This window comes from Thioalkalivibrio sp. ALE20, from assembly GCF_000381405.1.
GTDB lineage: Bacteria > Pseudomonadota > Gammaproteobacteria > Ectothiorhodospirales > Ectothiorhodospiraceae > Thioalkalivibrio.
Genome location: NZ_KB906474.1, coordinates 246,534 through 271,708, shown reverse-complemented (window position 1 = coordinate 271,708; position 25,175 = coordinate 246,534). Strand labels below are relative to the sequence as shown.

At 66.6% G+C, this 25,175-nt stretch carries 26 protein-coding genes, 3 tRNA genes, 1 other RNA gene and 2 pseudogenes; 20 read left to right on the top strand and 12 right to left on the bottom strand.

The window, feature by feature from the left end:
- Positions 1-156 precede the first annotated feature (156 nt).
- The 17 genes and pseudogenes from F790_RS14215 to F790_RS0108380 all read left to right on the top strand — a co-directional run bounded on the left by F790_RS14215 (position 157) and on the right by F790_RS0108380 (position 14,024).
- A complete protein-coding gene (locus F790_RS14215; RefSeq protein WP_198004659.1) occupies positions 157-828 on the top strand; it encodes a glycosyltransferase family 4 protein in 672 nt (223 codons plus the stop codon).
- A gap of 40 nt (positions 829-868) precedes the next feature.
- Positions 869-1,774 (top strand): sulfotransferase, encoded by a 906-nt coding sequence (locus F790_RS0108445; RefSeq protein WP_038036626.1) that lies wholly within the window; start codon positions 869-871, stop codon positions 1,772-1,774.
- Positions 1,771-3,246, top strand: coding sequence for an O-antigen polymerase (locus F790_RS0108440; RefSeq protein WP_019591379.1), 1,476 nt, complete (start codon positions 1,771-1,773; stop codon positions 3,244-3,246). The genes F790_RS0108445 and F790_RS0108440 overlap by 4 nt, the downstream gene beginning before the upstream one ends.
- A complete protein-coding gene (locus F790_RS0108435) occupies positions 3,243-4,424 on the top strand; it encodes a glycosyltransferase family 4 protein (RefSeq protein WP_019591378.1) in 1,182 nt (393 codons plus the stop codon). The genes F790_RS0108440 and F790_RS0108435 overlap by 4 nt, the downstream gene beginning before the upstream one ends.
- A gap of 73 nt (positions 4,425-4,497) precedes the next feature.
- Entirely contained in the window at positions 4,498-5,778 is a 1,281-nt protein-coding gene (locus tag F790_RS0108430) for a nucleotide sugar dehydrogenase (RefSeq protein WP_019591377.1), read from the top strand.
- 119 nt (positions 5,779-5,897) lie between these two features.
- A pseudogene (locus F790_RS0108425) lies at positions 5,898-7,010 on the top strand (glycosyltransferase family 4 protein); the annotation flags it as partial.
- Positions 7,007-7,657, top strand: a complete 651-nt coding sequence (locus F790_RS0108420) for a sugar transferase (RefSeq protein ID WP_019591375.1) — start codon at positions 7,007-7,009, stop codon at positions 7,655-7,657. The pseudogene F790_RS0108425 and the gene F790_RS0108420, both read left to right, overlap by 4 nt.
- Before the next feature lie 20 nt (positions 7,658-7,677).
- Entirely contained in the window at positions 7,678-8,481 is an 804-nt protein-coding gene (locus F790_RS0108415; RefSeq protein WP_019591374.1) for an aldolase/citrate lyase family protein, read from the top strand.
- Positions 8,478-9,446 (top strand): D-2-hydroxyacid dehydrogenase, encoded by a 969-nt coding sequence (locus F790_RS0108410; RefSeq protein WP_019591373.1) that lies wholly within the window; start codon positions 8,478-8,480, stop codon positions 9,444-9,446. The genes F790_RS0108415 and F790_RS0108410 overlap by 4 nt, the downstream gene beginning before the upstream one ends.
- A gap of 85 nt (positions 9,447-9,531) precedes the next feature.
- Positions 9,532-9,674, top strand: a pseudogene (locus F790_RS14820) (type II toxin-antitoxin system Phd/YefM family antitoxin); the annotation flags it as partial.
- A gap of 52 nt (positions 9,675-9,726) precedes the next feature.
- Positions 9,727-10,014, top strand: a complete 288-nt coding sequence (locus tag F790_RS0108405; RefSeq protein ID WP_019591372.1) for a hypothetical protein — start codon at positions 9,727-9,729, stop codon at positions 10,012-10,014.
- Positions 10,015-10,366: 352 nt separating this feature from the next.
- Complete coding sequence (vapB, locus tag F790_RS0108400) at positions 10,367-10,597, top strand: type II toxin-antitoxin system VapB family antitoxin (RefSeq protein WP_026332904.1); 231 nt, start codon at positions 10,367-10,369, stop codon at positions 10,595-10,597.
- Positions 10,598-10,605: 8 nt separating this feature from the next.
- A complete protein-coding gene (locus F790_RS0108395; protein ID WP_038036639.1) occupies positions 10,606-11,007 on the top strand; it encodes a type II toxin-antitoxin system VapC family toxin in 402 nt (133 codons plus the stop codon).
- 208 nt (positions 11,008-11,215) lie between these two features.
- The gene (locus F790_RS14480; protein ID WP_155984444.1) at positions 11,216-11,449 is read left to right on the top strand and encodes a hypothetical protein; all 234 of its coding nucleotides are present in this window, start codon (positions 11,216-11,218) and stop codon (positions 11,447-11,449) included.
- Between the two features lie 37 nt (positions 11,450-11,486).
- Positions 11,487-12,050: a DUF2335 domain-containing protein gene (locus F790_RS13790; RefSeq protein ID WP_018871240.1), complete on the top strand. Its 564-nt coding sequence runs from the start codon at positions 11,487-11,489 to the stop codon at positions 12,048-12,050.
- Positions 12,051-12,253: 203 nt separating this feature from the next.
- On the top strand, positions 12,254-13,549 hold the full coding sequence (gene serS, locus F790_RS0108385) for a serine--tRNA ligase (RefSeq protein WP_019590447.1): 1,296 nt from the start codon (positions 12,254-12,256) through the stop codon (positions 13,547-13,549).
- 7 nt (positions 13,550-13,556) lie between these two features.
- A complete protein-coding gene (locus F790_RS0108380; protein WP_019591370.1) occupies positions 13,557-14,024 on the top strand; it encodes a collagen-like protein in 468 nt (155 codons plus the stop codon).
- A 28-nt stretch (positions 14,025-14,052) separates the two neighbouring features.
- Here F790_RS0108380 and cyaY read toward each other — a convergent pair whose 3' ends face one another.
- The 3 genes from cyaY to F790_RS0108365 all read right to left on the bottom strand — a co-directional run bounded on the left by cyaY (position 14,053) and on the right by F790_RS0108365 (position 15,184).
- On the bottom strand, positions 14,053-14,376 hold the full coding sequence (gene cyaY, locus F790_RS0108375; protein WP_019022818.1) for an iron donor protein CyaY: 324 nt from the start codon (positions 14,374-14,376) through the stop codon (positions 14,053-14,055).
- A gap of 69 nt (positions 14,377-14,445) precedes the next feature.
- Positions 14,446-14,820: a DUF423 domain-containing protein gene (locus F790_RS0108370; RefSeq protein WP_019591369.1), complete on the bottom strand. Its 375-nt coding sequence runs from the start codon at positions 14,818-14,820 to the stop codon at positions 14,446-14,448.
- Positions 14,821-14,836: 16 nt separating this feature from the next.
- Entirely contained in the window at positions 14,837-15,184 is a 348-nt protein-coding gene (locus F790_RS0108365) for a hypothetical protein (protein WP_019591368.1), read from the bottom strand.
- A gap of 95 nt (positions 15,185-15,279) precedes the next feature.
- Between F790_RS0108365 and F790_RS0108360 the strand changes: the two genes are divergently transcribed.
- On the top strand, positions 15,280-15,861 hold the full coding sequence (locus F790_RS0108360) for a ubiquinol-cytochrome c reductase iron-sulfur subunit (protein ID WP_026332903.1): 582 nt from the start codon (positions 15,280-15,282) through the stop codon (positions 15,859-15,861).
- A gap of 429 nt (positions 15,862-16,290) precedes the next feature.
- Here F790_RS0108360 and F790_RS0108355 read toward each other — a convergent pair whose 3' ends face one another.
- The 5 genes from F790_RS0108355 to F790_RS0108335 form a co-directional block, all read right to left on the bottom strand.
- Positions 16,291-17,109 carry a class I SAM-dependent methyltransferase gene (locus tag F790_RS0108355; protein WP_019591366.1) on the bottom strand — a complete coding sequence of 273 codons (819 nt, stop codon included), beginning with the start codon at positions 17,107-17,109 and terminating at the stop codon, positions 16,291-16,293.
- A gap of 15 nt (positions 17,110-17,124) precedes the next feature.
- The gene (locus F790_RS0108350; RefSeq protein ID WP_019591365.1) at positions 17,125-17,364 is read right to left on the bottom strand and encodes a SlyX family protein; all 240 of its coding nucleotides are present in this window, start codon (positions 17,362-17,364) and stop codon (positions 17,125-17,127) included.
- Positions 17,365-17,383: 19 nt separating this feature from the next.
- Positions 17,384-18,391 carry an NAD(P)-dependent oxidoreductase gene (locus F790_RS0108345; RefSeq protein ID WP_019591364.1) on the bottom strand — a complete coding sequence of 336 codons (1,008 nt, stop codon included), beginning with the start codon at positions 18,389-18,391 and terminating at the stop codon, positions 17,384-17,386.
- Positions 18,392-18,499: 108 nt separating this feature from the next.
- Positions 18,500-19,189 carry a Bax inhibitor-1/YccA family protein gene (locus F790_RS0108340; RefSeq protein ID WP_019591363.1) on the bottom strand — a complete coding sequence of 230 codons (690 nt, stop codon included), beginning with the start codon at positions 19,187-19,189 and terminating at the stop codon, positions 18,500-18,502.
- 93 nt (positions 19,190-19,282) lie between these two features.
- Complete coding sequence (locus F790_RS0108335; RefSeq protein ID WP_019022812.1) at positions 19,283-21,385, bottom strand: SulP family inorganic anion transporter; 2,103 nt, start codon at positions 21,383-21,385, stop codon at positions 19,283-19,285.
- Positions 21,386-21,688: 303 nt separating this feature from the next.
- Here F790_RS0108335 and F790_RS0108330 point away from each other — a divergent pair.
- Positions 21,689-21,778: transfer RNA gene (locus F790_RS0108330), tRNA-Ser, on the top strand.
- A 181-nt stretch (positions 21,779-21,959) separates the two neighbouring features.
- On the opposite strand, the gene F790_RS0108325 is transcribed toward F790_RS0108330, so the two are convergent.
- The 4 genes from F790_RS0108325 to pdxH all read right to left on the bottom strand — a co-directional run bounded on the left by F790_RS0108325 (position 21,960) and on the right by pdxH (position 23,339).
- Positions 21,960-22,034: transfer RNA gene (locus F790_RS0108325), tRNA-Val, on the bottom strand.
- A gap of 228 nt (positions 22,035-22,262) precedes the next feature.
- Positions 22,263-22,409: non-coding RNA, RtT sRNA (locus F790_RS14200), on the bottom strand.
- 38 nt (positions 22,410-22,447) lie between these two features.
- Positions 22,448-22,537: transfer RNA gene (locus tag F790_RS0108320), tRNA-Ser, on the bottom strand.
- 157 nt (positions 22,538-22,694) lie between these two features.
- A complete protein-coding gene (gene pdxH, locus F790_RS0108315; RefSeq protein WP_019591362.1) occupies positions 22,695-23,339 on the bottom strand; it encodes a pyridoxamine 5'-phosphate oxidase in 645 nt (214 codons plus the stop codon).
- Positions 23,340-23,490: 151 nt separating this feature from the next.
- Here pdxH and F790_RS0108310 point away from each other — a divergent pair, with 151 nt between their 5' ends.
- The gene (locus F790_RS0108310; protein WP_019591361.1) at positions 23,491-25,074 is read left to right on the top strand and encodes a glutamate synthase-related protein; all 1,584 of its coding nucleotides are present in this window, start codon (positions 23,491-23,493) and stop codon (positions 25,072-25,074) included.
- Positions 25,075-25,175: the final 101 nt, after the last annotated feature.

Below are 25,175 nucleotides of genomic sequence, written 5' to 3'. Positions count from 1 at the left end.
TCTCTATGCTTTCAAGGAAAATATGATGCGTGTCTCTTTCAGAAGCCGATGTGGAGCCGGGCGCGGACACTGGAGCGGTTCTGCAAGCGCCCTACCGTTTTAGATGTGGACGACTCGGTCCACGCGGTGTATCCGGGGGGAGGCGCATGTAGAGCATTGGCTAAGCAGGTAGATGTTGTTGTTGTGGGTAATCGGTATCTGCGCGACTGGTATGCCGAATATGCCAGGGAGGTCTGGATTTTGCCTACTGCAATTGATTCGGAACGATTTAGGCCTGATGAGCGGGCGGCGACTGATCCAGACAGATTGGTTATTGGTTGGATTGGAAGCGCTGCAACGTTAAGACAGCTGGAAAGTATAGAGTGTGCGCTAAAGGAGTACTTCGACATTCGTCCTAAGGACAAGCTGAGTGTGGTGTCGGACAGAGAGCCGAGGTTGCCTTCTCTTAGGGCGGAAAATGTCGTTTTCACCTCTTGGTCCAAAGAAAGCGAAGTCTTAAGCATAAATAACATGGATATCGGGATAATGCCGCTTTATGATTCGGTTCGAGAGAAAGGGAAGTGCGCATATAAGATGCTTCAGTATATGGCGTGTGGAAAGCCTGTTGTGGCTTCTCCGGTAGGCATGAATGGAGAGCTTTTTGGGCTTAGTAATATCGGGTATCCCGCGGTCACCAAGGAGGATTGGGTGGAGTCGTTGTTAGCCTTGGCTTTGAGCCCGGAAGAAAGGGGCGAGCAGGGGGGTATGGGTCGGGATATTGTGCGTCGATATTATGACAAAAACGTAATTGGTCGGGCATGGGTGGACATGTTTAGTAGGCTAGGTTGATCGTGTGCGCTTGGGTTGTAAATAGTCAAGGGGTTACCACATGAGGGGCTTTCGGTTTTTTTGCGTAATTGGGGCGCCCAAATGTGGCACCACTTCTCTTGCGCGTTGGCTGGATCAACACCCGCAGGTATGTATGGCGCCGATCAAGGAACCGCACTATTACAGCACTGACCTCGGCAATCGGACTATTCTATCGGCGGATCGTTACGCAGGGCTCTTTGAAGGGGTGACGGAAGTACACCGGGCAATCGGAGAGGCATCGACTTGGTATCTGTTTTCGAAGGAGGCCGTTGCGAATATCGAACGGGAACGCCCGAGGGCCCGGTATGTCGTGATGACGCGGGATCCGGTGGCGATGGCTCATTCACTCTACCACCACAACCGGCGGGTTCTGCACGAGGACCAGCCGACGTTCGAGGCGGCTTGGCGGCTGCAGCAGGACCGGGCGGCCGGGCGGCATTTGCCCAAGGACTGTACTGAGCCGGCATTTCTGCAGTATTTCGCGGCCTGCAGCCTGGGCTCGTTGTTGCAGCGGCTGTATGCGCAGGTACCGGCGGAGCGTGTGCTACATGTGCCGCTGGAATGGATGCAGGCAGATCCGTCGCGGGAGTATCGGCGGGTGTTGAACCATATCGGGGTGGATGACGATGGGCGTGAGCATTTTCCACCGGCGAACGAGGCCAGGGGCCACCGGAGCCGTTTGGTGCAGAAGGCGCTTCGGCTGGGTGGGCGCATACGTGTTGCGCTGGGTATCAACAAAGGGTTCGGTCTCGGGCGGCTGAATGAACGGGCCCAGGCGAAGGAGACGCTTTCGCCGGAGTTTCGTGCGGAGCTGGAGGCGGCGTTTGCGGATGAGCGTGCCCTGAGGGACCGGTTCGTCGCCGAAGCGGCAGATCGCGCCGGAAACTCGGAGCCGAACGCTGCCGAAGTAAAGGTGCAGCCATGATCCGGGGCAGGCGGCCCGATAGCCCGTATCTGGCGCTACTGCCGCTGGAACGCGGCGCATTTATTGGCGGGCTGCTGCTGATTGTGGTGCTCAGCGGGATTGTTTCGTTCGGGAGCGAGAGCGGGTCCCATCCGCTGCTTTTTGGCGCGTTCCTTGTCTATGTGGGCGTGCTGGCCTTGCCGCTGTTCGGAGCCTTTTTGCGTACACCGGGGCTGTTTCACCCCCTGTTCTTCTACGCGACCTGGACCGGATTGCGGTCGCTGCTTACGGGCGATGCCGTCCTGGGCGCAACGGGGCTGGAGTTTCACCGAGCCTTGGCGGGCATGAGCCGGACGGAGCTGGAATTGGTTGCGGCGCAGTCGTTTCTTCTGGAGGCGCTTGCATTGGTTGCCCTGTACGTTGGCTATGGTCTGTTTCGTAATATCCGGGTACCTAGTCTGCGCCAGCCTTCACAGCCAAGGCGGTTGGCCAAAGCGGCCGTCCTATGGATGGTGCTCCCGACGGCTGCGGTGGCCATCCTTGCCATGGAGGCGGGCAGCCTGGGTAATCTCATGCTCCAGCGGGGCATTGCCTCGGATCAGCGCATCGCGGCGGAGATTGGGGGCCATTGGCACTACCTGGCGGGCGTGGGCACGGTCGCTCCGGTCGTCTGGTTGGCGTTCGACCAGGATGCGGCAAAGAGACCAGTATTCTGGCTGGTGGCGCTGTTTGCCGCCTTTCTGGTTTTTGTGGCTACCGGTTCGCGTGGCAGCGCGATATGGCCACTCATTCTGATCGCCCTCACTTGGGGGCTGCGGCACAGGGCGATACCGTATCGGGCGCTTTGGGTGGCGGCGGGCATCGCCATCGTGCTTATCGGTCTGTTGGGCGAATTCCGCGCCGCCACCCGTGGGGCAGACACCCTAGCCGATGTAGAGTTTCAGGCCGAGTTTTGGTCCAGCGCCGAGGCGGGCTATGAAGAAATGGTGAGGCGCAGCACAACCAATAATGGGCAGATTGCCGTTCTGGGGAGCGTGCCCGAGCGTGTTGACCATCTTTTTGGCGAGTCCTACCTTTCGATTCCCTTTGTCGTCATCCCGAGCAGATTATGGCCGGGGGACACGCCAGATGCAGCCGGAAAACTGAATGCCACCTATATTTATGGGAATCCGCTTACGGGTATACCGACAGGTGTTGTCGGTGAGGCCTATTGGAACTTCTCCTATGCAGGTATTCTGCTCGCTTTTCTGCTTTTTGGTGGAGTTTTGCGGTTTGCGGGGTCGGTTTATCGTGCTAACGCCGACCACCCCCTCATCATTCCTATTTATATTTACCTAATTGTATTCTTAGCGCCGGGTAGCAACCAAATATACAACTTTGTTCACGCGTTGGTTCCTGTGCTCGGATTTTACCTGTTCGTTCGCGTGGTGGAACGGGTACGGCTGGGGGAGGCATCTGTTCCACGCCCCGCTGGAATGGAAGGCGGCCAATGAGGGTGTTTGCCTACATGCCGACCCCGGGCGGGCTCACGGGTGCGCCCCGGCGCTTGCTGACCCTTGCCTCCGTCCTGCGTGAGCAAGGCATCGACATGTGTATCGCCACGCAGCGGGACAGCGAGCTGTTCCGGGCAGCGGAGGAACTGGGGCTGAAAACGGTAGCAGTGGAGCCGGTCGGAGTGCTCCGCGAACGTCACGGTGCGTTGTTCGGGGGCAATGCCATATTCCGCCTCAAGGCGTTGTTCAGCCTGCTGGTGCAAAACCTGGGCATCGCGTGGAAGATTCCCAAGCACGGTGCCGATGTCGTGTGGATTCGTAGCAGCAAGGGTATTGCATTCGCGGGGCTGGGTGCGCTTTTGAGCGGGCGGCCTCTGGTCTGGGACGTGGATTACGAGTTGCCTTCTCGGGGTCCGGTGCGCTGGCTGCATCGGCTGGGGCTGTGGGCGGCCAAACGCGTGGTATTCCAGTATTCGGCTGCGCCGGATGCGATTTTTGGCCCGGGGCTGGCCGGGCGGTACCGGCAAAAGTTCAAGACGATCATTCCCGGGATCGACCTGCCATCTCTGGAACCGTTCCGGGCCAAGCGAATGGCGAGGGAGTGCCGGGAGGGCGATCCTTTCGTGATTCTGCAGGTCGGCACCATCTGTGACCGGAAGAATCAGCAGCTATTGATTGATGCGCTCGTCCGAGTACGGCAGGCACGCCCGAATGGACCGATTCGAGTGCAGTTGGCCGGCGGGGTGTTCGAAGAGGACTATGCCGGGTCCCTGAAGGAGAAGGTAACCGCCGCGGGGCTCGAGGAGGAAGTGGAGTTCCTGGGTTGGCGCTCGGATGTCCACGAACTGATGGCGGGCGCGGACGTATTGGCGATGCCCTCTCGTGACGAGGGCGTGCCCAACACGGTGCAGGAAGCGATGGCTATCGGCCTGCCTGTGCTGGCAAGTGAGGCCGGGGGGATGCCGGAAGTCGTTACGGAAGGGGAGACCGGGTGGATTCTGGGGATGGACAGCGCGGAAAGCTGGGCGGACAGGATCGGGTGGTGCCTCGAGAATCGAAAGCAGTTGGATGAGGTGGGGCAACGCGCCGCCGAGTATGCGGTGGAGCACTTTGGTACCCAGCAATGGGGTTCGGAATACGGGCGGTTGATTGCTGAGAGTTGCGGCGGTGGGGAATGAAGGGGGGAAGTAGTTTCGCCTGCGAGCAGGCTCCTACGGCGCATGGGGTGGATTCAGAGGCTAAGGAATGGATATGAAGGACTTTGAGGATGTACGCATCGGAGTGATCGGCCTGGGCTACGTGGGCCTGCCGCTGGCGGCGGAGTTCGGGCGGGTGCTGCCCACGCTGGGGTTCGATATCGACGCGCAGCGGGTGGCGGAGCTGAACCGGGGGCATGACCGCACGCGGGAGGTGGGGCCGGAGGAGCTGGCGGCGGCCGCGCAGCTGGAGATGACGGCGGACCCGGCGGCGCTGGCGGGCTGCAATGTGTTCATCGTGACGGTGCCCACGCCGATTGATGCGCACCGGCGGCCGGATCTGGGGCCGCTGCTGGCAGCCAGCCGCACGGTGGGGCGGGCGCTGAAGGATGGCGACGTGGTGATCTTTGAGTCCACGGTGTATCCGGGGGCCACCGAGGAGGACTGCGCGCCGGTGCTGGCGGCGGAATCCGGCCTGGTGCTGAACGAGGGTTTCTTCCTGGGCTATAGCCCCGAGCGGGTGAACCCGGGGGACAAGGCGCACCGTATTCCGGACATCGTAAAGGTGACCTCGGGCTCTACGCCGGAGGTGGCGCGGTTTGTGGACGAGCTGTACGCGCGCATCATCCGCGCGGGCACGCACCGGGCGCCGAGCATCCGCGTGGCCGAGGCGGCCAAGGTGATCGAGAACACTCAGCGGGACGTGAACATTGCGCTGGTGAACGAGCTGTCGCTGCTGTTCGATCGGCTGGGGCTGGATACCGAGGCGGTGTTGGCGGCGGCGGGCACCAAGTGGAACTTTCTGCCGTTCCGGCCGGGGCTGGTGGGCGGGCACTGCATCGGGGTGGACCCGTACTACCTGACGCACAAGGCCCAGGCAGTGGGCCACCATCCCGAGATGATTCTGGCCGGGCGGCGCGTGAACGACGGCATGGGCGGCCATATTGCCGACCGCCTGGTGAAGGCGATGATCCGCAAGGGCTTCCCGGTGGTGGGCTCGCGTATTCTGGTGATGGGGCTGGCGTTCAAGGAGAACTGCCCGGATGTTCGCAACACCCGTGTGGTGGACATCATCGCGGACCTGCAGGGCTACAACGCACAGGTGGACGTGTGGGACCCGTGGGTGGATACCGCCGAGGCGCGCGAGGAATACGCCCTGGACCTGCTGGAGGCCGAGCCGGAGGCCGGGGCGTACGATGCGGTGGTGCTGGCCGTGCCGCACCGCGAGGTCGTGGCGTTGGGCGGCGAGGGCGTGCGCCGCCTGGGCCGCGAGAATGCCGTGGTATTTGACGTGAAGTCGGCCCTGCCGGCGGAGGCGGCGGATCTACGCCTGTAGGAGCGCGCTCGCGCGCGAAACTACTCCAAAGCTATAGTATGTATTGGGGGGTGTCAGGAGGCGCCACTGACCTATAGGCTTCAGCATATATCTGCCCGGATGATGGGCTTGGGGGAGATTTGAACCTTTTGATTGTTGCAGGGAATGCGCGCTCTTTGATTGCCAACCGGGGGGCTCTGATCCGCGAGGTGACATCAAGGGGGCTTACGGTTGGCGCCGCGGTGCCGGAGAAGGATTACCTGCCGGAAGTGGAGGAGCTCGGGATCGAGATCCACAAGTTTCCGATGGCGCGTACCAGCTTGAATCCGTTCGCGGACCTGAGGACCGTGCGGGCCTTGCGTCGCATTATGCGGGCGACGCAGCCCGAAGCGGTGTTCGGGTACACGGTCAAGCCGGTCGTTTATGGTGCTCTGGCGGCTCGCCTGGCGGGGGTGAAGCGGTTTTACGCGATGATTACGGGGCTGGGCCATGCCTTCACCACCTTCTCGCCGAAGACTCGGGTGATCCGGGCGATCAGTACGCGGCTGTACAGGTACGGGGTTGCTCGCTCTTCCCGCGTGTTTTTCCAGAATCCCGATGACCGCGAAGAATTTATTCAGCGCCGGATTCTTCGGGACCCGGAGAGGGCGGTTCTGGTGAACGGCTCCGGGGTGGATACCGAGCGGTTCGCGCCGCACGAGCTGCCGGAAGGGCCGCCCGTGTTCCTGTTCATCGGGCGTTTGTTGACCGAGAAGGGCGTGGCGGAATTCGTGGAGGCCGCACGTCACGTACACGCCCGGTGGCCGGGAGCGCGATTCGTGGCCGTGGGCCCGCACGATCCGGACCTGCCTCATGCGGTAGACGCCGCCGAGGTCGAGCGATGGAAGGCCGAGGGGGTGGTGGAATTCGTGGGCGGTGTGAAGGATGTTCGTGGGTGGCTGGCGGCATCGTCGGTGTTTGTCTTGCCTTCCTACCGTGAGGGGACCCCGCGTTCGGTCCTGGAGGCGATGAGCATCGGCCGCCCGATCATTACTACGGACGCGCCGGGCTGCCGGGAAACCGTGGAACACGGCAGGAACGGTTTCCTCGTGCCCCCGCGGGACTCCTCGTCCCTGGCGCGTGAGATGGAAGAGTTCCTGGAAAAGCCCGACCTGATCGGCCGTATGGGAGCCGCCTCACGCGAATTGGCGAAGGATAAGTATGATGTCCGTAAGGTAAATCAGAAGATACTGCGGGCCATGGAGCTGGTATGAGCGATGCTCTGAAGCGCCTGTTTGACCTGCTGTCCAGTGGTCTGGCGCTGGTGCTGCTGTCGCCGTTGCTGCTGGGGATCGCAGTGGCCATCAAGCTGGACACGAGGGGGCCCGTGTTGTTCCGGCAGCAGCGGATCGGGCGGGATCAGAAGCCTTTTCGGGTGCTGAAGTTCCGGACGATGGTGGACCGGGATCCCGATGCGATCGACCAGCACAGTGAACAGGTGGTGAGCGAGGGTGAGGATCCGCGGATCACGCGGGTGGGGCGTTTCTTGCGGGCCACCAGTCTGGATGAGCTGCCGCAGCTGTGGAACATCTTTCGTGGCGACATGAGCGTGGTGGGGCCCCGGCCGGTGTTACCGGAACAGGTGGAAGTGGTGCCGCGCCAGTTCATGATTCGATTCGAAGTGCGGCCGGGCCTGACGGGGCTGGCACAGGTTCGCGGTCGGCGGACCCTGGGTTGGCTGCAGCAGCTGGAGGCGGATGCCCAGTACATCCTGCGGCGCGGGGTTGTGTACGACCTGTGGCTGATTCTGCGCACGGTCTACGTGGTTGCAACCGGTCGCGGGGTGTATGGCACGCCGGGGCAGAACTGGCGGGCCTACCGCGATTCCTTGCAGCAGGACGGAGATCGGGACGATCGATAAGGGGAGATGCGTTGCGTTTTATGCTTATCACCGGTGATCCGGAAACCGCGCGTGCGGCGGAGCGTTCCGGGGTGGACCGGGTATTTGTGGACATGGAAAGCCGCGGGAAGCAGGAGCGTCAGGGGCATCTGAACGCGCATCGGGCCAACCATACGCTGGAAGACGTGGAACGGGTGGCCGGGAGTGTCGACCGGGCGGAGGTGATGGTCCGCGTGAACCCGCCCGGACCGGAGACTGCACATGAGGTGGAGGCGGCGATCGAGGCGGGGGCGCAGCGGCTGATGCTGCCGATGTTCGTGTCTGCTGGCGAGGTCGACGATTTTCTGCGGCAGGTGGATGGTCGCGTTCCGGTCACGGTCCTCGTGGAGACCCCTGCCGCGTTGGCCAGGTTGCCGCTATATGTGGGGCAGCTTGGCGCGCGGGATCAGGTGCATGTTGGCCTCAACGATCTCACCCTGGCGGCCGGCCTCGATTTCCTGTTCGAGCCCCTGGCGGGGGGCATGCTGGAGGAACCGGCGCGGATGTGCCGTGAGGCTGGCGTGCCGTTCGGGTTTGGCGGGGTTGGCCGTATCGGGAATGGCGATGTGCCGGCGGAGTGGATACTCGCTGAGCACGTGCGCCTGGGGTCGGACTGGGTGATTCTTTCGCGGAGCTTTCGTGGTACCGGGGGACCCGGAGAGGAGCGGGCGGACCCGGAACGGCTGCGCGAGGAGCTGCTGCGTTTGCGCGAGTGTGAGAGCGCCTTGCGCTGCGAGGGAGCCGATTTCTTCGAGCGCAATCGCGCCCGTCTGCGCGAGCGGGTGTTTGCACTGGCGGACGCATGAACATCCGGCGGGTTCTGCTGCTGCAGAAGGCCGACGTGCTGCAGGGTCAGGCGGAGGCGGTGCGGCTTCATCTGGAACGGTCACTGCCCGAGGCGGAGATCGTAATGGCCGGTCGGCCGGACGAGGTTCCGCGGGGAGCGAACTTTGATGCGGTGATTACCCCCACGCTGCCGTGGCTTGTGCAGGCGCTGGATCGGCTGGGTGGTTACCGTTGGATCCATTTCCTCTCGGCGGGGGTCGAGAAGATCTGGGACATGCCCTTCAACAAGGAGGGGGTGGCCCTGACCCGCAGCAGCGGGGTCCACGGCGCACCGATGAGCGAATACGCGCTGGGGGCGATGCTGCACTTCGCCAAGGGCTTCGACCGTTTTGTGGAACAGTCCCGGGAACATCGCTGGGAGCGCGCCTGGCTGGACGAGCTGACCGGCCGCGCGGTGATGATCCTGGGGATGGGCCATATCGGGGAAATGGTGGCCCGCCGCGCCCGTGCCTTCGATATGCGGATCATCGGGGTGCAGCGTCGGCCCCGCGCATCGGAGGCCGCGGAGCGGGTGATCTCGCTCGAAGAGGCCGACGCATGGCTCGGGGAGGTGGATTACCTGGTGGTCTGCCTGCCGTTCACGGGTGCAACCCGTCATCTCGTTGATGCTGCCTTCCTCGCCCGGCTGCCGGCCCGCGCGGTGCTCATCGACATCTCGCGGGGCGGCGTGGTGGATGACGGTGCCGTGGTCGCGGCCCTGGATGCCGGGCGGCTGCGCGGCGCCGCACTGGATGTGTTCGAGGAGCAGCCACTGCCTCCGGAGTCGCCCCTGTGGGCGCGACCGGACGTGCTGCTGACGCCCCATGTCTCGGGGACCTCGCCGCACTACATGGAACGGGCCCTCGAAGTCTTCGCCCGCAATGCCCGCGCCCTGCAGGCAGGGCAGCCACCGGTCACGCCGGTTGACCCCGAAGCCGGCTATTGATCCGGCTTCGGGGGCGCGGCCGCCCTTGTGGTGGTGCCCCTCCGGAAAGGTTAGGCTGGTTTAGCTATATCCAGCGGGGCGCTGCATGAACGAAACCGTCAATATCCACGAGGCCAAGACGCATCTCTCTCGCCTGCTGGAAAAGGTGAGCCGGGGGGGGAGCCGGTCGTGATTGCACGGGCTGGCAAGCCCGTCGCACGGATTGTCCGTGTTGATGCGCCAGACCCCGGAAGGTTCGGGTCGCCTGAGTCTCCATGATCGGCCCCCAAGAGTATCCGATATGACTTTATTGGCCAGCACGGTGTCGCTCGAGGATTTGCGCGAGGGCGTCGACCGGCTTGAAAGGCCGGAGTGGGTGCGGGCAATCGAGCTGACTGAGGGCCCGGACGCCGACGACGACATGGCCCTTTGGGCCTGGATTGTCCTGGAGCTGGAATTTCCGCCGCAGGATGAGGTGCAGCCCGCACTGGCGGCGTTGCGGCAACGCATACGGGAGTATTTATCAAGCCAGGTACCGGGCCTCTGGGCGTACGTTCGTGTGAGAGAGTCGAGTGAGTGGAATCGCTGACGGGAGCGACGGATGTCTTTGCAAAGGGATTTGCTCAACCAGGCCCGACAGCTCGCGACCCACGAACCGAGACGGCCACGCCAGGCCAGTTTTCGACGGGCGGTCTCTGCAGCGTATTATGTTCTTGTCCATCTGTTGGTGGATGCAGCAAGCCGGGAGATTGTGGCCGGGCAGGGACGGGATGTGCTGCGGCAACAGGTGGGCCGCGCTGAAGGCGGCTTTGACGTATTGGGGCAGCCGTGGAGCTGGCTTCCTGCAGGGAACCCGTGGTTTTGTGACGCGGGCATATGTGGACATATGCCCGCTTTTGGCCTACCGTTTCACGAGGATCGTTTTTCGTGAGGGGCTTTGTATGCGAACCGTATCCATCTTCCAAAATGGCAGGAATCAGGCCGTGCGGCTTCCTCGGGACCTGGAGTTCCAGGGGGTGACGGAGCTGGAGATCATCAAGCACGGTGATTCGATCACGCTGCGCCCGGCGCGTCCCGACTGGCTCTCTTTCGCCGAGGTCGGCAAGGCCGATGCCGATTTCCTTCGGGAGCGGCCGGAGGTTGTCGAGGACGAGGGGCGCTTCACGCTGTGAGGGAGTACATGCTCGACACCTGCATCTGTTCGTTCATCATCCGTGAACGGCCCCTGGTGGTGTTGAAGCGGCTTGAAAGTGAGGTGGAGCAGGGCCACCGGATCGTGATCTCCGCCGTGACCTATGCCGAGATGCGGTATGGCCAGATCGGCAAGAAGGCTTCGCCTCGTCTGGGAGAAATCATTACGGCATTCGTTCAGCGCCTGGACGGGATCCTGCCGTGGGATGCTGCTGCGATCGACAGGGCCATTGAGGTTCGCAGCCGATTGGCTGCGGCGGGTATGCCCATCGGTGGCAATGACGCCGCCATTGCGGCTCACGCCATGGCGACCGATTGCATACTGGTCACCAACAATACTCGCGAGTTCTGCCGTATCGAAGGCCTGCGCTACGAAGACTGGGTGCACTGAAGCCCCGGACGGGGCATCCCCTTAAGGAAACACTGATCGCTGTACACGCTCGCGTTGTTACCCGAGGTTTTCCGAGGCCGCTCTGTGTGTCGTCGCAGACGGGCTCCCGGAAGCCGGGCGACCTCCCGGGCCATGAATTTGTGCGTGCTGTTGTGGTGAGCCAAGATAGACGCAGGTATCGGCGGGGCTAAACACGGAGGCGGTGCAGGTGGAAATGAAAAAGCGAGATGCCCGTAGGGTGTGGCTTGCGGCCGGTTCGGTGATGGAAGTGTGGCCGGCGCATGACTACTCGGACTTTATGCCTTCCGGTTCGTTGCAGCAACGAGTTGCCGGTCATTGGGGCAACGTTGGTGAACGGTTGCGTGAAGGGATCAATCGCGCGCAGACCGACCAGGGAATGGAGAAGAAAGATGAGCGAAAGGCCACCGGAGGGCCGGCCTGACAACGGGGCGGATACGCCCGATAGCCAGGGCGGCACATTGGAGGAACTGGTGGACCGGCTGGAGGCCGGTGCCCTGTCGTTGGACGAGCAGCGTCGGCTTGCGGGATTTCTTGCCGCCGAATCTCCGGAGCTGGTGATGGCGGCGACGCGCCACGAGTCGTACAGCGGGCCGTTGCCGCACCCCGATCTTCTGAATCGTTTCGACGATGTCACACGCCGCGCAATCGTGCAGATGGCCGTGGATGAGCAGGCGCATGCCCATCGGATGCGGGAACGCGGTCTGGAAGGCGCCATTGCAAAGGACCGTCGGGGACAGCGCTACGGTCTGGTGATTGCGGTGGCGGGTTTGGCGGCGGCGGTTGCGATTGCGCCTTTCAGTGCCGTTGCGGCCGGCATCATCGGTACCCTCGACCTGTTCGGCTTTTCCCGGCAGAACATGCGCAAGCTGGTGCAGACCCACCGGGACAGTTTCCCGTTGCCTTTGCACGAGGGCCGGTCGGCGCTCTGGCATCTGGCGGATGTGCTGGAGTGGTTCGCCCGGGAAGCCCCGGGTAGTCGGGCCCGGTGCGGTTCGCGGCCGAGGCCGCTCCTGTCGGTGTAGGAGGCCAGCCCTCTGGCCGATGGGGCTGTGCGGTTCGCGGCCGAGGCCGCTCCTGCAGCCCGATCCGGTGCCTGGTTCGGGCCGATCGGCCAGGGGGGCCGGCCTCCACTGGGGAGGGGGGTTGCGCGGTGTCGGCCTGCACGGGGCGGGGTGTTTGGCTTAAACTGCGCGGTTTCCACTACTACTGGTCGACGGCTTAACCCATGCTGGATATCCGCAGTCTGCGTCAGGATCTGGACGCTACCGAGGCCGCGCTGGCGCGGCGCGGTTTTACCCTGGACCGTGAGCGGTTCGAGCGCCTGGAGGCGCGCCGCAAGGAGCTGCAGGTGCGCACGCAGGAGCTGCAGGCGGAGCGCAATTCGCGGTCGAAGGCGATCGGGCAGGCGAAGGCGCGTGGCGAGGACATCGAACCGCTGAAGGCGGAGGTCTCGCGCATGGGCGACGAGCTGAAGGGCTGCGAGGACGAGCTGGAGGGCATTCAGGCCGAGCTGCACGATCTGCTGCTGCATGTGCCCAACCTCCCGCAGGCGGGCGTGCCCGAGGGCCTGGACGAGTCCGCGAACGAAGAGGTGCGCCGCTGGGGCGAGCCGACCCGCTTCGATTTCGACTGCCGCGATCATATCCAGCTGGGCGAGCCGGGGGCGCGCCTGGACTTCGAGGGGGCGGCCCGGGTGGCGGGCGCGCGCTTTGTGGTTATGCGCGGGGAGATGGCGCGGCTGCACCGCGCGCTGACGCAGTTCATGCTGGATCTGCATACCCGCGAACATGGTTACGAGGAGACCTACGTCCCGTACCTGGCCAACCCGGAGACACTGGTGGGCACGGGGCAGCTGCCCAAGTTTGACGATGACCTGTTCTCGGTGGACTGCGAGCAGAAGTTCCGGCTGATCCCCACGGCGGAGGTGCCGCTGACCAACCTGGTGCGCGAGCAGATCCTGGAGGCGGAGGAGCTGCCGCTGAAGATGGTGGCGCATACCCCCTGTTTCCGCTCGGAGGCGGGGAGCTACGGCCGCGACGTGCGCGGCCTGATCCGGCAGCACCAGTTCGAGAAGGTGGAGCTGGTGCAGGTGGTCCGGCCGGAGGAATCGGACGCGGCGCTGGAAGGCCTGCTGGGTGATGCCGAGAAGGTGCTGCAGGCGCTGGAGATCCCCTACCGGGTGATGCTGCTGTCGGCCGGCGACATGGGCTTTTCCGCCGCACGTACGTACGATCTGGAGGTCTGGCTGCCGGGGCAGCAGGCCTACCGCGAGATCTCGTCCTGCTCGAACTTCGAGGCGTTCCAGGCGCGGCGCATGCAGGCGCGCTACCGGCCGAAGGCGGGCGAGCGCCCGGAGCTGGTGCATACGCTGAACGGCTCCGGCGTGGCGGTGGGCCGCGCGCTGGTGGCGCTGCTGGAGAATCATCAGCAGGCCGACGGCTCCGTGCGCATCCCCGAGCGCCTGCGCCCGTGGCTGGGCGGCACCGAGGTGATCGAACCGCCGACGGCCCCGGCCGCCTGAGGTGACCATGCACTTCGAACCCGACTTCATCCTCGAGCACCGCGATGTCTTCGAGCGCATCGTGGCACGGGCGCACAAGGTCGCCGTGGTGATCTTCGTGATCACCTTTCTGGCGTATGGCGTGGCGGCCTGGATGGCTTTCAACGAGCAGCCCTGGGTCGCGCTGATCCTGGCGACGCTGGCATATCTGTTCTTTCGCCAGTTCCGGCTGGTGTCGCTGGGGCTGGCGCGCACCGGGCTGCGCGGCGAGACGGGGACGGCGGAGCCGCTGAAGGCGCTGGACCTGGCGCTGGAGGAAGACGGCGCCCACGCGGTGCTCTCGGAGGTGGAGAATCACCTGAGGGCGATCGACGGGGACGTTGGCCAGCCGGGTGACTCGGGCGAGCCGGGCGAGGAGTCCGCGGAGCCGTCCCGCCGCGGTGCCACCGGGGAAACCGGGGAAGGACCTCGGGGCGGGGATCGGGACGGTTCCTGAGGACGCCGGTTCCGGCGCGGCGGGCGGGTCAGAGTTCGATCGACGTGCCCAGCTTGCCGCCCAGCACCCGGGCGAGGGTGGTTTCCAGGGTCTCGCCGGTGCGGTCGTTCTGCCACTGGCCGGAGGCCTCGTCGTAGCCGAAATGCGCCGGGCCTTCCGGTGAGGACAGCCAGATCTGCTCGGCCGCTTCCTGGCGGTTGAGGATCATCTGCGCGCCGTCCTCGAACTCCAGCGTCAGCACGCCGTCGATCAGGTCGATATCCAGGTCCCCGAGGTCGGGGTGGTCGCTCAGGCGGGCGTAGAAGTCGTCCAGGGTCTGTTCGGCGAAGACGGCAAAGGAAGGCTGGCTCATGGGATCTCCCGCTCGGAATGGGCTGTAACGGCTATGGCGCGGATTATAGGGACGCCGCGGAGCGGTTGCCTATCCACCTGCGCGCCACGCGGCGATGGCGACGCCGACCCAGCCGAGGATGAACAGGGTACCGCCGACGGGGGCGACCGCTCCCAGCATGCGCGGGGCGCCCAGGGCCAGGCCGTACAGGCTGCCGGCGAACAGCAGGATGCCGGTGACAAAGGCCACGGCCGCGGCGGTGGCCCAGCCGGTGGCCAGCTGGCTCCACAGCGCGGCGATCAGCAGCAGGCCGAGGGCGTGGATGAAGTGGTACTGCACGCCGGTGTGCCAGGTGTTGAGGGCGCGTTCGGACAGGCGCTGTTCCAGGGCGTGGGCGCCGAAGGCCCCCAGGACCACGGCTACCGCGGCGAGCAGCGCGCCGATGACGATCAGGGTGCGGATCATGACGGGCGCGCGCGGCTCAGCCGTTGTCGTCCATGTCGCTGTCGATGTCGCGGCCGGGGACCCAGCCGTGTTCGCGGGCGCGCTCGATCGCCTCGTTGTGGATGCGTTCGTGGCGCTCGCGCAGCTCTTCCGGCAGGGCCGAGGGGCGCAGGCCGTACTCGTCCCACTTGGCGTTGACCTGGCTCTGCAGGGCCTGGATCTGGCCGATCTCCCAGCCGTCGCAGGTCTGCTCTTCCGGCAGGATGCCGAACACCCAGGCATCCCGGATGATGTTGCCGATCGGCGTCATGCCGCCGTAGAGGTCGTTGTGGAGACCGACGTAGCGCCGGTCGTTGCGGATGGATTCTCGATTGGAGGTAGGCATGCCGGTAGTGTATGCCGCTGACCCGTCCCCGTGAAGGGCCGGGGCACCGTTTGCAGTGGGTTCTGGCAATCTTTTGTTGTGGAGGTAACGTCATCGTGCTCCGTTCTTCGCCGGATCCGGAAACCGCACTGCGGCGACTGCGGTTGCGGGTGCTACTGAAGCTGATGGCGCTGGGTGGCGTGGTCGCGCTGGCGCTGGCGTTCTCCGCGCAGTTCGTGTCGCTGCCGGGCGGTTCGGGGCCGGAGCCGCGGAGCCTGGATCTGGCGGAGATCGAGGCGGGCGAGGTGAAGCGGCTGCGCTGGAACGGACGGCACGTGCTGGTGGTGCATCGCGATGCGGCGCTGCTGGAGTCGCTGGAGGCGGTCGAGGCGGAGGCCCTGCGCGATCCGCAGGCGCGGCGCGGGCGTCAGCCGGAGGGGCTGGCGTTGCCCGAGCGCAGCTTCACGCCGGACTGGCTGGTGGTCTACGGCGAAAGCGCGGATCTGGGCTGCGAGCTGGACCTGGTGCATCCGGAACAGGCCGACGGCTGGCCGGGCGGCTTCGAGGACCGCTGTCGCGGCGGGCGTTACGACGCCGCGGGGCGGGTGTTCCGCGACCAGCCCGGGGCGCGCAACCTGGAGATCCCGCAATACCGGCTGCACGGTGACGGGGAACGGCTGATCCTCGGCGGCTCCTGATCCCGGAGGTCGGGTTCGACCCGTAGGAGGCCAGCCCCCTGGCCGATCCGGCGCAGGGATGGACCGGACGGGGAATCGGCCGGAGGGCCGGCCTCCTACGGGGGGGCAGGGTTCGGCCTGTAGGAGGCCAGCCTCTGGCCGATCCGGCGCGGGAGATGGGCCGGACGGGGAATCGGCCGGAGGGCCGGCCTCCTACGGGGGCAGGGTTCGACCTGTAGGAGGCCAGCCTCTGGCCGATCGGGCGCAGGGATTGGCCGGACGGGGAATCGGCCGGAGGGCCGGCCTCCTACGGGGGGTAGGGTTCGGCCTGTAGGAGGCCAGCCCCCTGGCCGATCGGGCGCAGGGATTGGCCGGACGGGGAATCGGCCGGAGGGCCGGCCTCCTACGGGGGGCAGGGTTCGGCCTGTAGGAGGCCAGCCCCCTGGCCGATCAGGCGCGGTAGAGGTCGAAGCGTACTGCGCGGCCCTGGATGGCGGAGACCGGCGTGGTGCCGGGCAGAGGGGCGGCCCCGGCGGGGCGCTTGACCACCACGCGCCCTCGGGTGGCGGGGATCAGCGCGGCGAGCGTGGCGGCCGCGTCGCTTTCCGTATCGCTTGCGGCATCGTGTTCTTCAGTGTCTTCCGCCCGGGATGCCTGGCCCGGATGCGGGTCCGGGGCCTCCATCAGCGCCTGCAGGATCTGCATGTCTTTCTTGACCGCGGCGTTCTTGCGCCGCTGCGGGAACATCGGGTCGAACACCGCCGCATCGGCGGGCGCGGGCAGGGCGTCGGCGGCGAATGCCTGCGGGAACAGGTGCACGCGGGCGGCGCTTGCGGCCAGGGCCGGGTCGCCGGCGTGCGCGGCGCGCTGCAGGGCATCTTCCAGCAACAGGGCGACGACCGGATGCCGCTCGAAGGCGCTCACCCGCCATCCCCGCGCGGCCAGCAGCAGGGCATCGCGACCGAGCCCGGCGGAGGCATCGACGATGTGCGCGTGCTCGCCGACGCGCCCCACCGCGCGCACCAGGGTCTCGTGGGCCGCGCGGGCGTGGCGGTAGCCCTGCCGGCCGCGCACGAAGTCCGGGGTCAGGCGCAGGGGCGTCTTTCCGCGTTGCAGAACCAGGCTCAGGCGGTCCGCTTCCACTTCCAGGGTCAGCGCCGCGTCGCCGCCATGGACGTAGCCGGCGGCTTCCAGTCGGCGCTGCAGGGTCCGGGTGCGCTCCCGGGCGCGCGGATCGTCTTCCGGGACCGGGCGCAGTTCGAGGGTCATCGACGGGGGCCGCGGTCAGTAATGCGGCGGCGGGGGTTCGGGGGTGTCCTGCCCGCCTGCGCTGCCATCACTGGCGGCGGCTTCCAGCGCCCGCAGGCGGCCGTGGAGCCATTCAATCTGCCGGGTCAGGGCCTGGTTCTCCTGCTGCAGTTCGGCCTGTACCCGGGCCTGTTCCTCCTGGCTGAATTCCAGATAGGCCAGGCGTTCTTCCAGGGTCGCGATGCGCTGTTCGGGGGTGGGGTCGCTGGCGGCCATGCGGGCTCCCGGTGCGCGTTCAGTCAACGCGGTTGCGCGTCTCGCCGGCGGCGAAGGCGCGGATGTTGGCGGCGATCTCCTCCAGCACCGCCTGTCGTGCCGAGCGCGCGGCCCAGGCGGTGTGCGGGGTCAGCACCAGGCGCGGCAGGTCGGGGGCGAGCAGGGGATGATCGGGCGGCGGCGGTTCCGGCTCGAGCACGTCGATGCCGGCGCCGGCGATGCGTTTCTCGCGCAGGGCTTCGGCCAGGGCCCGCGGCTCCACCAGGCCGCCGCGGGCGGTGTTGATCAGCAGGCCATCGGGGCCCAGGCGGTCCAGGGCGTCTTCGTCGATCAGGTTGCGGGTGGCGTCGGTCAGCGGGCAGTGCAGCGAGATCACGTCGCTGGTCTCCAGCAGCTCCGGCAGGGGGACGCGCACGGTGTCCGCGGCAGGATCCGCGGCGGGTTCCGCGTCGCGCAGGCTGCGGGCGTAGCGCACCTGCACGCCAAAGGCCTCGGCCAGGCGCGCGGTGGCCTGCCCGAGGACGCCGCGCCCGACGATCCCCATGCGCATCCCCGAGAGCGTGCGGATGGGGTGGTCGAGCAGGCAGAACTGGTCGGACTCGCTCCAGCGCCCGGCGCGGATGTCGGCGCGGTAGTCGTCCAGCCGGGTGACCAGGGTCAGCAGCAGGGCCATCACGTGCTGGGCCACCGAGTCGGTGGCGTAGTCGCGGGCGTTGGTCACGGCGATGCCGAGCTCGCGCGCTGCCGCCACGTCGATGTTGTTGAAACCGGTGGCGGCCGCACAGATCAGCTTGAGTCGCGGGCTGCGTCCGAGCACGCCGCGGTCGAGGACCACCTTGTTCGTGATGGCGATGTCGGCCCCGTCCAGGCATTCGCTGATGGCGTCGGGGTCGGCGGGCGTGCGTTCCCGGCGCACCCAGCCCGGGGCGGCGAGGTCCAGCGGGGCGAAGTCCAGGTCGTCGCGGTCGACGGTGGCCGTGTCGAGGAAGACGGCGCGGGGGGCGGAGGGCAGGTTCGGTTCGGCCATGGCTTCAGCGTTGCGATCGGGCGGAGGGCAGGGACCAACAAAAAGGGCCCCGCCGGAGCGGGGCCCGCGTGCTGGCGAGTCCGGGAGGGTCCGGGCTCGACCGGCGCGTCAGTTATCGCCCATAAAGGCGTGGAACAGGTTCAGCATGTGCAGGAACATCACGTACAGGTTGGCGTACAGCGACACCGTCATCACCACGTAGTTGGTCTCCTGGTCGTGGATCATGCGGCTGGTGTCGAACAGGATGGCCGCCGACAGCAGCAGCACCACGGCCGCGGAGATGGCCAGCGACAGCGCCGGGATCGCCAGGAAGATGTTGGCGACGATCGCCAGCAGCGCCACGATCAGGCCGACCACGATGAAGCCGCCGAGGAAGCTGAAGTCCTTCTTGGTGGCCAGCGCATAGCCGGACAGGGCCACGAAGGCCACGGCGGTGGCGGTGAATGCGTTGCCGACGATCTGCGGGCCGTTAGGCAGCCCCAGGTACATCGACAGGATCGGGCCGAGGAAGAACCCGAGCGTCCCGGTGAAGGCAAAGGTCAGCACCAGGCCCCAGACCGAGTTGCGCGTGAAGTGGATGGCGAACGGGCCGCCGATCAGCACGCCAAGCATCACGATCCAGTGGACCGGCGGGGCACCGATGGCCATGGCGACAAAGGCGGTGACCGCGCTGAAGGCCAGGGTCAGGGCCAGCAGGGTGTAGGTCTGGCGGATGACCTTGTTGGTGGAAATGGTCTCGCTGATGGAGCCCGTGCTGGACGGGTTCTGTTTCGAGCGGACGATCTGGTCTCTGGACACGGTCGTTTCCTCCTTGGGTTCAATATGCGGTCAGTGTACAGCCGAGGGCCGCGCCGTGCAGCCACCCGCGCCGGACTCCGGGCCGGGCCCGGGTCAGCTCCTGCCCTCCTGGCCGGTCTGTTCTTCGACTCGCGTTTCGCCCACGCGTTCACGGCAGACTTCGACGGCCCGGTCGGTGCTGCGGAAGATGTTGTCCTTGCCGATCAGCTCGTCCAGGCCGGTGCGTTCCATCACCTCCAGCACCTGGGCCTTCACGCCGGCGAACACCAGGGTGACGCCGCGGGCCTTCAGGCGGTGTACCAGCTGGTGCACGGTCTCCTCGCCGGAGGCGTCGATCTCGTTGATCCCCTTGCCGACGATGATGATGTATTTCGCCTGCGGATGGCTGGCGGCCAGGTCCAGGACCGCGTCTTCGAAGTAGGGCACGTTGGCGAAGTACAGCGAACCGTCGAAGCGCATCAGCGCGATCTTTTCGTCGGTCTGCAGGCCGTAGCGGCGCGCCTCGCGCAGGGTGCCGTCCTCGTAGCGGGCCAGTTCGCTCACGCGCGGCTGCATCGAACGGTAGAGATACAGGATGATCGCGAGGCCCGCCCCGGTGAGGATGCCGTAATCCAGGTTGGGGGCCATGGCCAGGGTCGCCAGGAAGGTGACGATGGCGGCGATGCCGTCGTGCTTGTTGGCCACCCAGGCGTGCTTGATCGCCTTGAAGTTCACCAGCCCGGCGACGGCCATCATGATGATGGCGGCGAGGACGGCCTCCGGCAGGTGGTAGATCAGCGGGGTCAGGAACAGCAGGGCGATGCCGATGATCACCGCCGTAAAGACCGACGACAGGCCGGTTTTGGCCCCGGAATTGAGGTTGACCGCCGAGCGCGAGAACGACCCCGACACCGGATAGCCCTGGGTGAAGCCCCCGGAAATGTTCGCCAGGCCCTGCCCGATCAGTTCCTTGCTGGGGTCCAGCCGCTGGCCGGTGCGCGCGGCCATGGCCTTGGCGATGGCGATGGCCTCGGTAAAGCCGACCAGGGCGATGACGAAGGCGCTGGTGAGCAGCATGGTGATGTTGCCCAGGCTCAGCTCCGGCAGGGTGGGAGCAGGCAGGCCCTGGGGCACGCTGCCGACGACCTTGCCGCCCCCGTCCAGGTGGATGGTGTCGTTGTCGACCTCTTCGATGCGCCAGTCGGTGCCGTCGGCCCGTTCGCGTTCCGCATCGGTCAGGTGGCCCTCGCGGATGAAGCGGGCCGGGGCGTCGTCTTCGCCGGGGACGCGACGCAGGCTGATCGCGCCGAGCTGGTCGCGCAGATCGCGCAGTTCGCTGCGCTGTTCGTCGCGCTCCAGGCCGAGGGTATCGATCTCGTGACGGATGCGTACCGCCTCGGCACGTTCGACCTCGTCGACCTCGGCCTCCAGCTCGCGGATGCGCTGTTCGATGTCGGCCAGCGCGCCGGAACGGGAGTCGACCTCTTCGGCCAGGGCGACCACGTCGGCCGGTGCGACCCGGTCGGCCGCCACTTCGGCCTTCTGCTCGTAGCCGATGGCCCAGCTGATGAGGATGGTGACGACCACGGCGACAAGGACGCCGGGGATCTTCGGGACCACGCGCTTCATGGCGACCATCAGCGCGATCGCGCCCAGGCCGAAGGCCAGCGTCGGCAGGTGCACGTCGCCGATCTGCTGCACCACGCCCCACAGGCCGACCATGAAATGGCCGCTGGTGTCGACCGGGACGCCCAGGATCTTGTTGAGCTGCGAGAGGGCGATGATGATGGCTGCGGCGTTGGTGAAGCCGACGATGACCGGATGCGAGATGAAACTGACGATCGAGCCCAGCCGGAACAGTCCCAGTACCAGCTGCACCACGCCGACCATGAAGGCCAGTATGATCGCCAGGGCAATGAACTCGGACGAGCCCTCGGCGGCGAACGGGATCAGGGCCGAGGCCGTGAGCAGCGAGACCACCGCTACCGGCCCGGTCGCCAGCTGGTTCGAGGAGCCCCAGAGGGCGGCAATCATCACCGGCAGCAGGGAGGCGTACAGCCCGTAGACCGGCGGCAGCCCGGCCAGCTGGGCGTAGGCCATGGACTGCGGGATGAGGACGAGGGCGACCGAGATGCCGGCAATCAGATCCGCGTTGATGGTGTCCTTGGTGGGACGCCAGCGCAGGAAGGGAAACAGATTGAGCAGCATCGAATTCATGATGGTCGGCCTCGGGTTGCGCCCCGTCGCCGGTCCCCGGGGCGGTCACTGAAGTTCGTGCCGGCGGCCGGGGCCGCGGCGTCTTCGTCCGGCGTCGCGTCAGGAGGCTCGGCGCCGGCGCCGAATCGCGGGAGGCGGATTCGGCCGGGAAGGACAGGGCCGTGATTTTACGGAAGATCGTTATTTTCTTCTATCAAACTCTTTCTATACGACGCATTGTGGTCCGTATATATGAAAGGAGGCCCGGGCCGGTTTTCCGGCGAGTTGCCAGGCGCGGGGTGGTCGCGGAGAATGTGCGGCGCCGGAGAGGTGGCAGAGTGGTTGATTGCACCGGTCTTGAAAACCGGCAGGGGTGCAAGCCCCTCGAGGGTTCGAATCCCTCCCTCTCCGCCAGAATTCCGTAGGAGGCCAGCCCTCTGGCCGATGTGGTGTATCCCGAGCCCGATCGGCCAGGGGGCTGGCCTCCTACAATCGGCCAGGGGCTGGCCTCCTACAGGGCCGGCGCCTCAGGCGGACACTACCCCACACGAAAAAGCGGCCCGGGCAATGCCACGGGCCGCTTCTCCGGGAAATCTGGTGGGCGGTGCTGGGTTCGAACCAGCGACCCCTGCCGTGTGAAGGCAGTGCTCTACCGCTGAGCTAACCGCCCCGGAAGAGGCGTAATTTAAGGCTCCGGCGACGTCCGGTCAAGGGGGCGGAACGCCCGCAGGTAGGAGGCCAGCCTCTGGCCGATCAGGCGCAGGGATTGGCCGGACGGGGAATCGGCCGGAGGGCCGGCCTCCTACGGGCATGTTCACGGGCGCCTGCGGGGGGATGCGCATAGAAAAGGGGCCGCGCGGGCCCCTTTTTCGCGTGCAAGCACGCTCCTGCGGAATTCTGGCGGAGAGGGAGGGATTACTCGCCACGTTGTGGCTCGCCCTTCGGGCCATCGCCTGCGGCGATGTTCGGGCTTCGCTGGCGCGTCGCCCGTCGAACCCGGCTTTTCCATTCCTCGGGTTCGAATCCCTCCGGCCATGGGGGTATGCATAGAAAAGGGGCCACGCGGGCCCCTTTAGCTGAATCTGGCGGAGAGGGAGGGATTCGAACCCTCGGTACGCTCGCGCGTACAACGGTTTTCGAGACCGCCCCGTTCGACCACTCCGGCACCTCTCCGTGCTCCGGCCCGGTCGGTTGTTGCGACCGTCGCCAGTAGCGCTGCGCATCCTAGCAGATTCGGAGGCGGGGGCGGTAGGGTTGCCGTGGATAATCGGCGAGGGAACCCGGCTCCCGCATGCGGACCGCCCGCATGGCGCGCTTCAGGATCGGCGGTTCAGGGCATCAGGCGGGTGATTTCCCAGTGTTCGCCGTTGTGATGGTAGGTGAAGCGGTCGTGCAGGCGACTGGCGCGGCCCTGCCAGAATTCGAAGAGCTCGGGTGCGAGGCGGTAGCCGATCCAGGCCGGGTCGCGGGGGACGTTGCCGTCGGGGTACTGCTTTTCCAGGTCCTTCACGCGCTGCTCCAGGGTGGCTCGGTCATCCACCGGCTGGCTCTGCAGGGAGGCGGCGGCGGCCAGCCGGCTGCCGCCCGGCCGCTGGCTGAAGTAGTCGTCCGCGAGTTCGGCGGGCAGGGCGCTGACGCTGCCCTCGACGCGGATCTGGCGTTCGGTCTCGGGCCAGTAGAACAGCAGCGCGGCGCGGGGGTTCTCGGCGAGGTCGCGGCCCTTGTGGCTGCGCGAGTCGGTGTACCAGCAAAGGCCTTCGCCCTCGAAATGCTTGAAGAGGACGATGCGCGCCGAGGGCTGGCCGTCGGCGTCGGCGGTGGCCAGGGTCATGGCGGTGGGATCGGGGTTGCCGGCCTCGCGCGCTTCTTCCAGCCAGCGGGCCAGCAGCTGTGCGGGCTCCGGGGTCAGGTCGCTGCGGCGCAGCTCGGCGCGGGTGTAGTCGCGGCGGGTGTTGCGGTGGTCGACCTGGTTCATGCGGGGCTCCCGGGGGCAGATGGCACGATTCCTCATGATACGCCCCCGGGCGTCATCGCGCCCAGACGGGGCGGCCGGGTCGGGCGGTTTGCGCCGGGGTGCGGGTTTGTGGGTTCATGTCGGGTGAGACGGCACCCGACAGGAGGATACGATGAGCCGACCCGTGATTGCGGCACTGGAACCGCGTGGCGTGGAGCTGGAGAAGGGGAAGGAGTACTACTTCTGCCGCTGCGGGCGTTCGGCGAACCAGCCGTTCTGTGACGGTTCCCACGCGGGGACGGGCCTGGGCCCGCTGGCGTTTACCGCGCAGGAGGATGGCGAGGCGTTTCTGTGCCAGTGCAAGCAGTCGGGCAATCTGCCCTATTGTGACGGTACGCACGCCGGCCTGGACGCGCAGGTCGGGGAGGCGCCGGAACCGGCGTCGGAACCGGCGTCGGAGCCGGGCGGGAACGCCGGGAACGGCGGATCCGACGCGCCGCCCGATCCGCGCGCGACCGCGACCGAGCCGCATGTCGAGTTCATCCATGCGCTGGCGCGCGACGGCCTGGACGGGCTGGGTGCCCACGGACCGACGGTGGCGATGGGCGTGCCGCGCGACGACCTGCCGGGCTGGGATGCGCTGCAGCTGCTGGCGGCCCAGCTGGCGAGCCGGCCGCTGGAGGCCGGGGCGGAGGTGGCCACCGAGCTGGTGATCGGGCCGCAGGCGCAGCGGCCGCTGCGGCTGTCCATGCCCTGGCTGGTGACCGACATGAGCTACGGCTCGCTGTCGCGCGAGGCGCGTCTGGCGCTGGCACGCGGCGCGGAGCTCGCCGGCACCGGGGTGTGTTCCGGCGAGGGCGGCATGCTGCCGGAGGAGGCGGAGGCCGCCTCGCGCTATCTGTTCGAGCTGGGTCCGGCGCATTTCGGCTACGACGACACGGTGCCCGAGCGGGTGCAGGCCTTCCATTTCAAGGCCGGGCAGGCGGCCAAGACCGGCGTGGGCGGCGTGCTCCCCGGTTCCAAGGTGACCGACGAGATCGCGGCCGCGCGCGGGATCGAGGCCGGACGGGACGCGGTGTCGCCACCCGCCGATCCGGGGCTGCGCACGCCGGAAGATTTCCGCCGCTTCGCGGACGACGTGCGCCAGCGCTCCGGCGGCATCCCGGTCGGGTTCAAGCTGGCCGCGCACCACATCGAGGCGGACATCGATTTTGCCCTGGAGGCCGGTGCCGACTACATCATCCTCGATGGTCGCGGCGGGGGCACCGGCGCCGCGCCGGCGCTGCTGCGCGACCACATGGGGGTGCCAACCATCCCGGCGGTGGCGCGTGCACGCCGGCACATGGATGCCACCGGGGCCTCGGGCCGCGTGACGCTGCTGGTGACCGGCGGGCTGCGCACCCCGGCGGACTGGGTCAAGGCCCTGGCGCTGGGCGCCGACGGCGTGGCCCTGGGCAACGCCGCGCTGCAGGCGATCGGCTGTGTGGGGGCGCGCATCTGCCACACCAACCAGTGCCCGACCGGCGTGGCCACCCAGGATCCGCGGCTGCGTGCGCGCCTGGATGTGGAGACCGGGGCGGCGCGTCTGGGCCGGTTCCTGACCGATGGCACCGAACTGGCGCGGGTGCTGGCGCGGGCCTGCGGTCATGCGCGGCTGGAGGATTTCGGCCCCAACGATCTGTCGACCTTCGATCGCGATCTGGCCCGTCTGGCCGGGGTGCAGTACGCCGGCGTGCGCGACGCGCAGCACGTCTGAAGCCCCTGCCGCGCGCGGGTCGGGTTGAAGCCCGGGCCGCGCGCGCGTGTAATGGGTAATTACCCGATCGCAGTGCTCCGGAATCCCCGGAACGAGGCCGC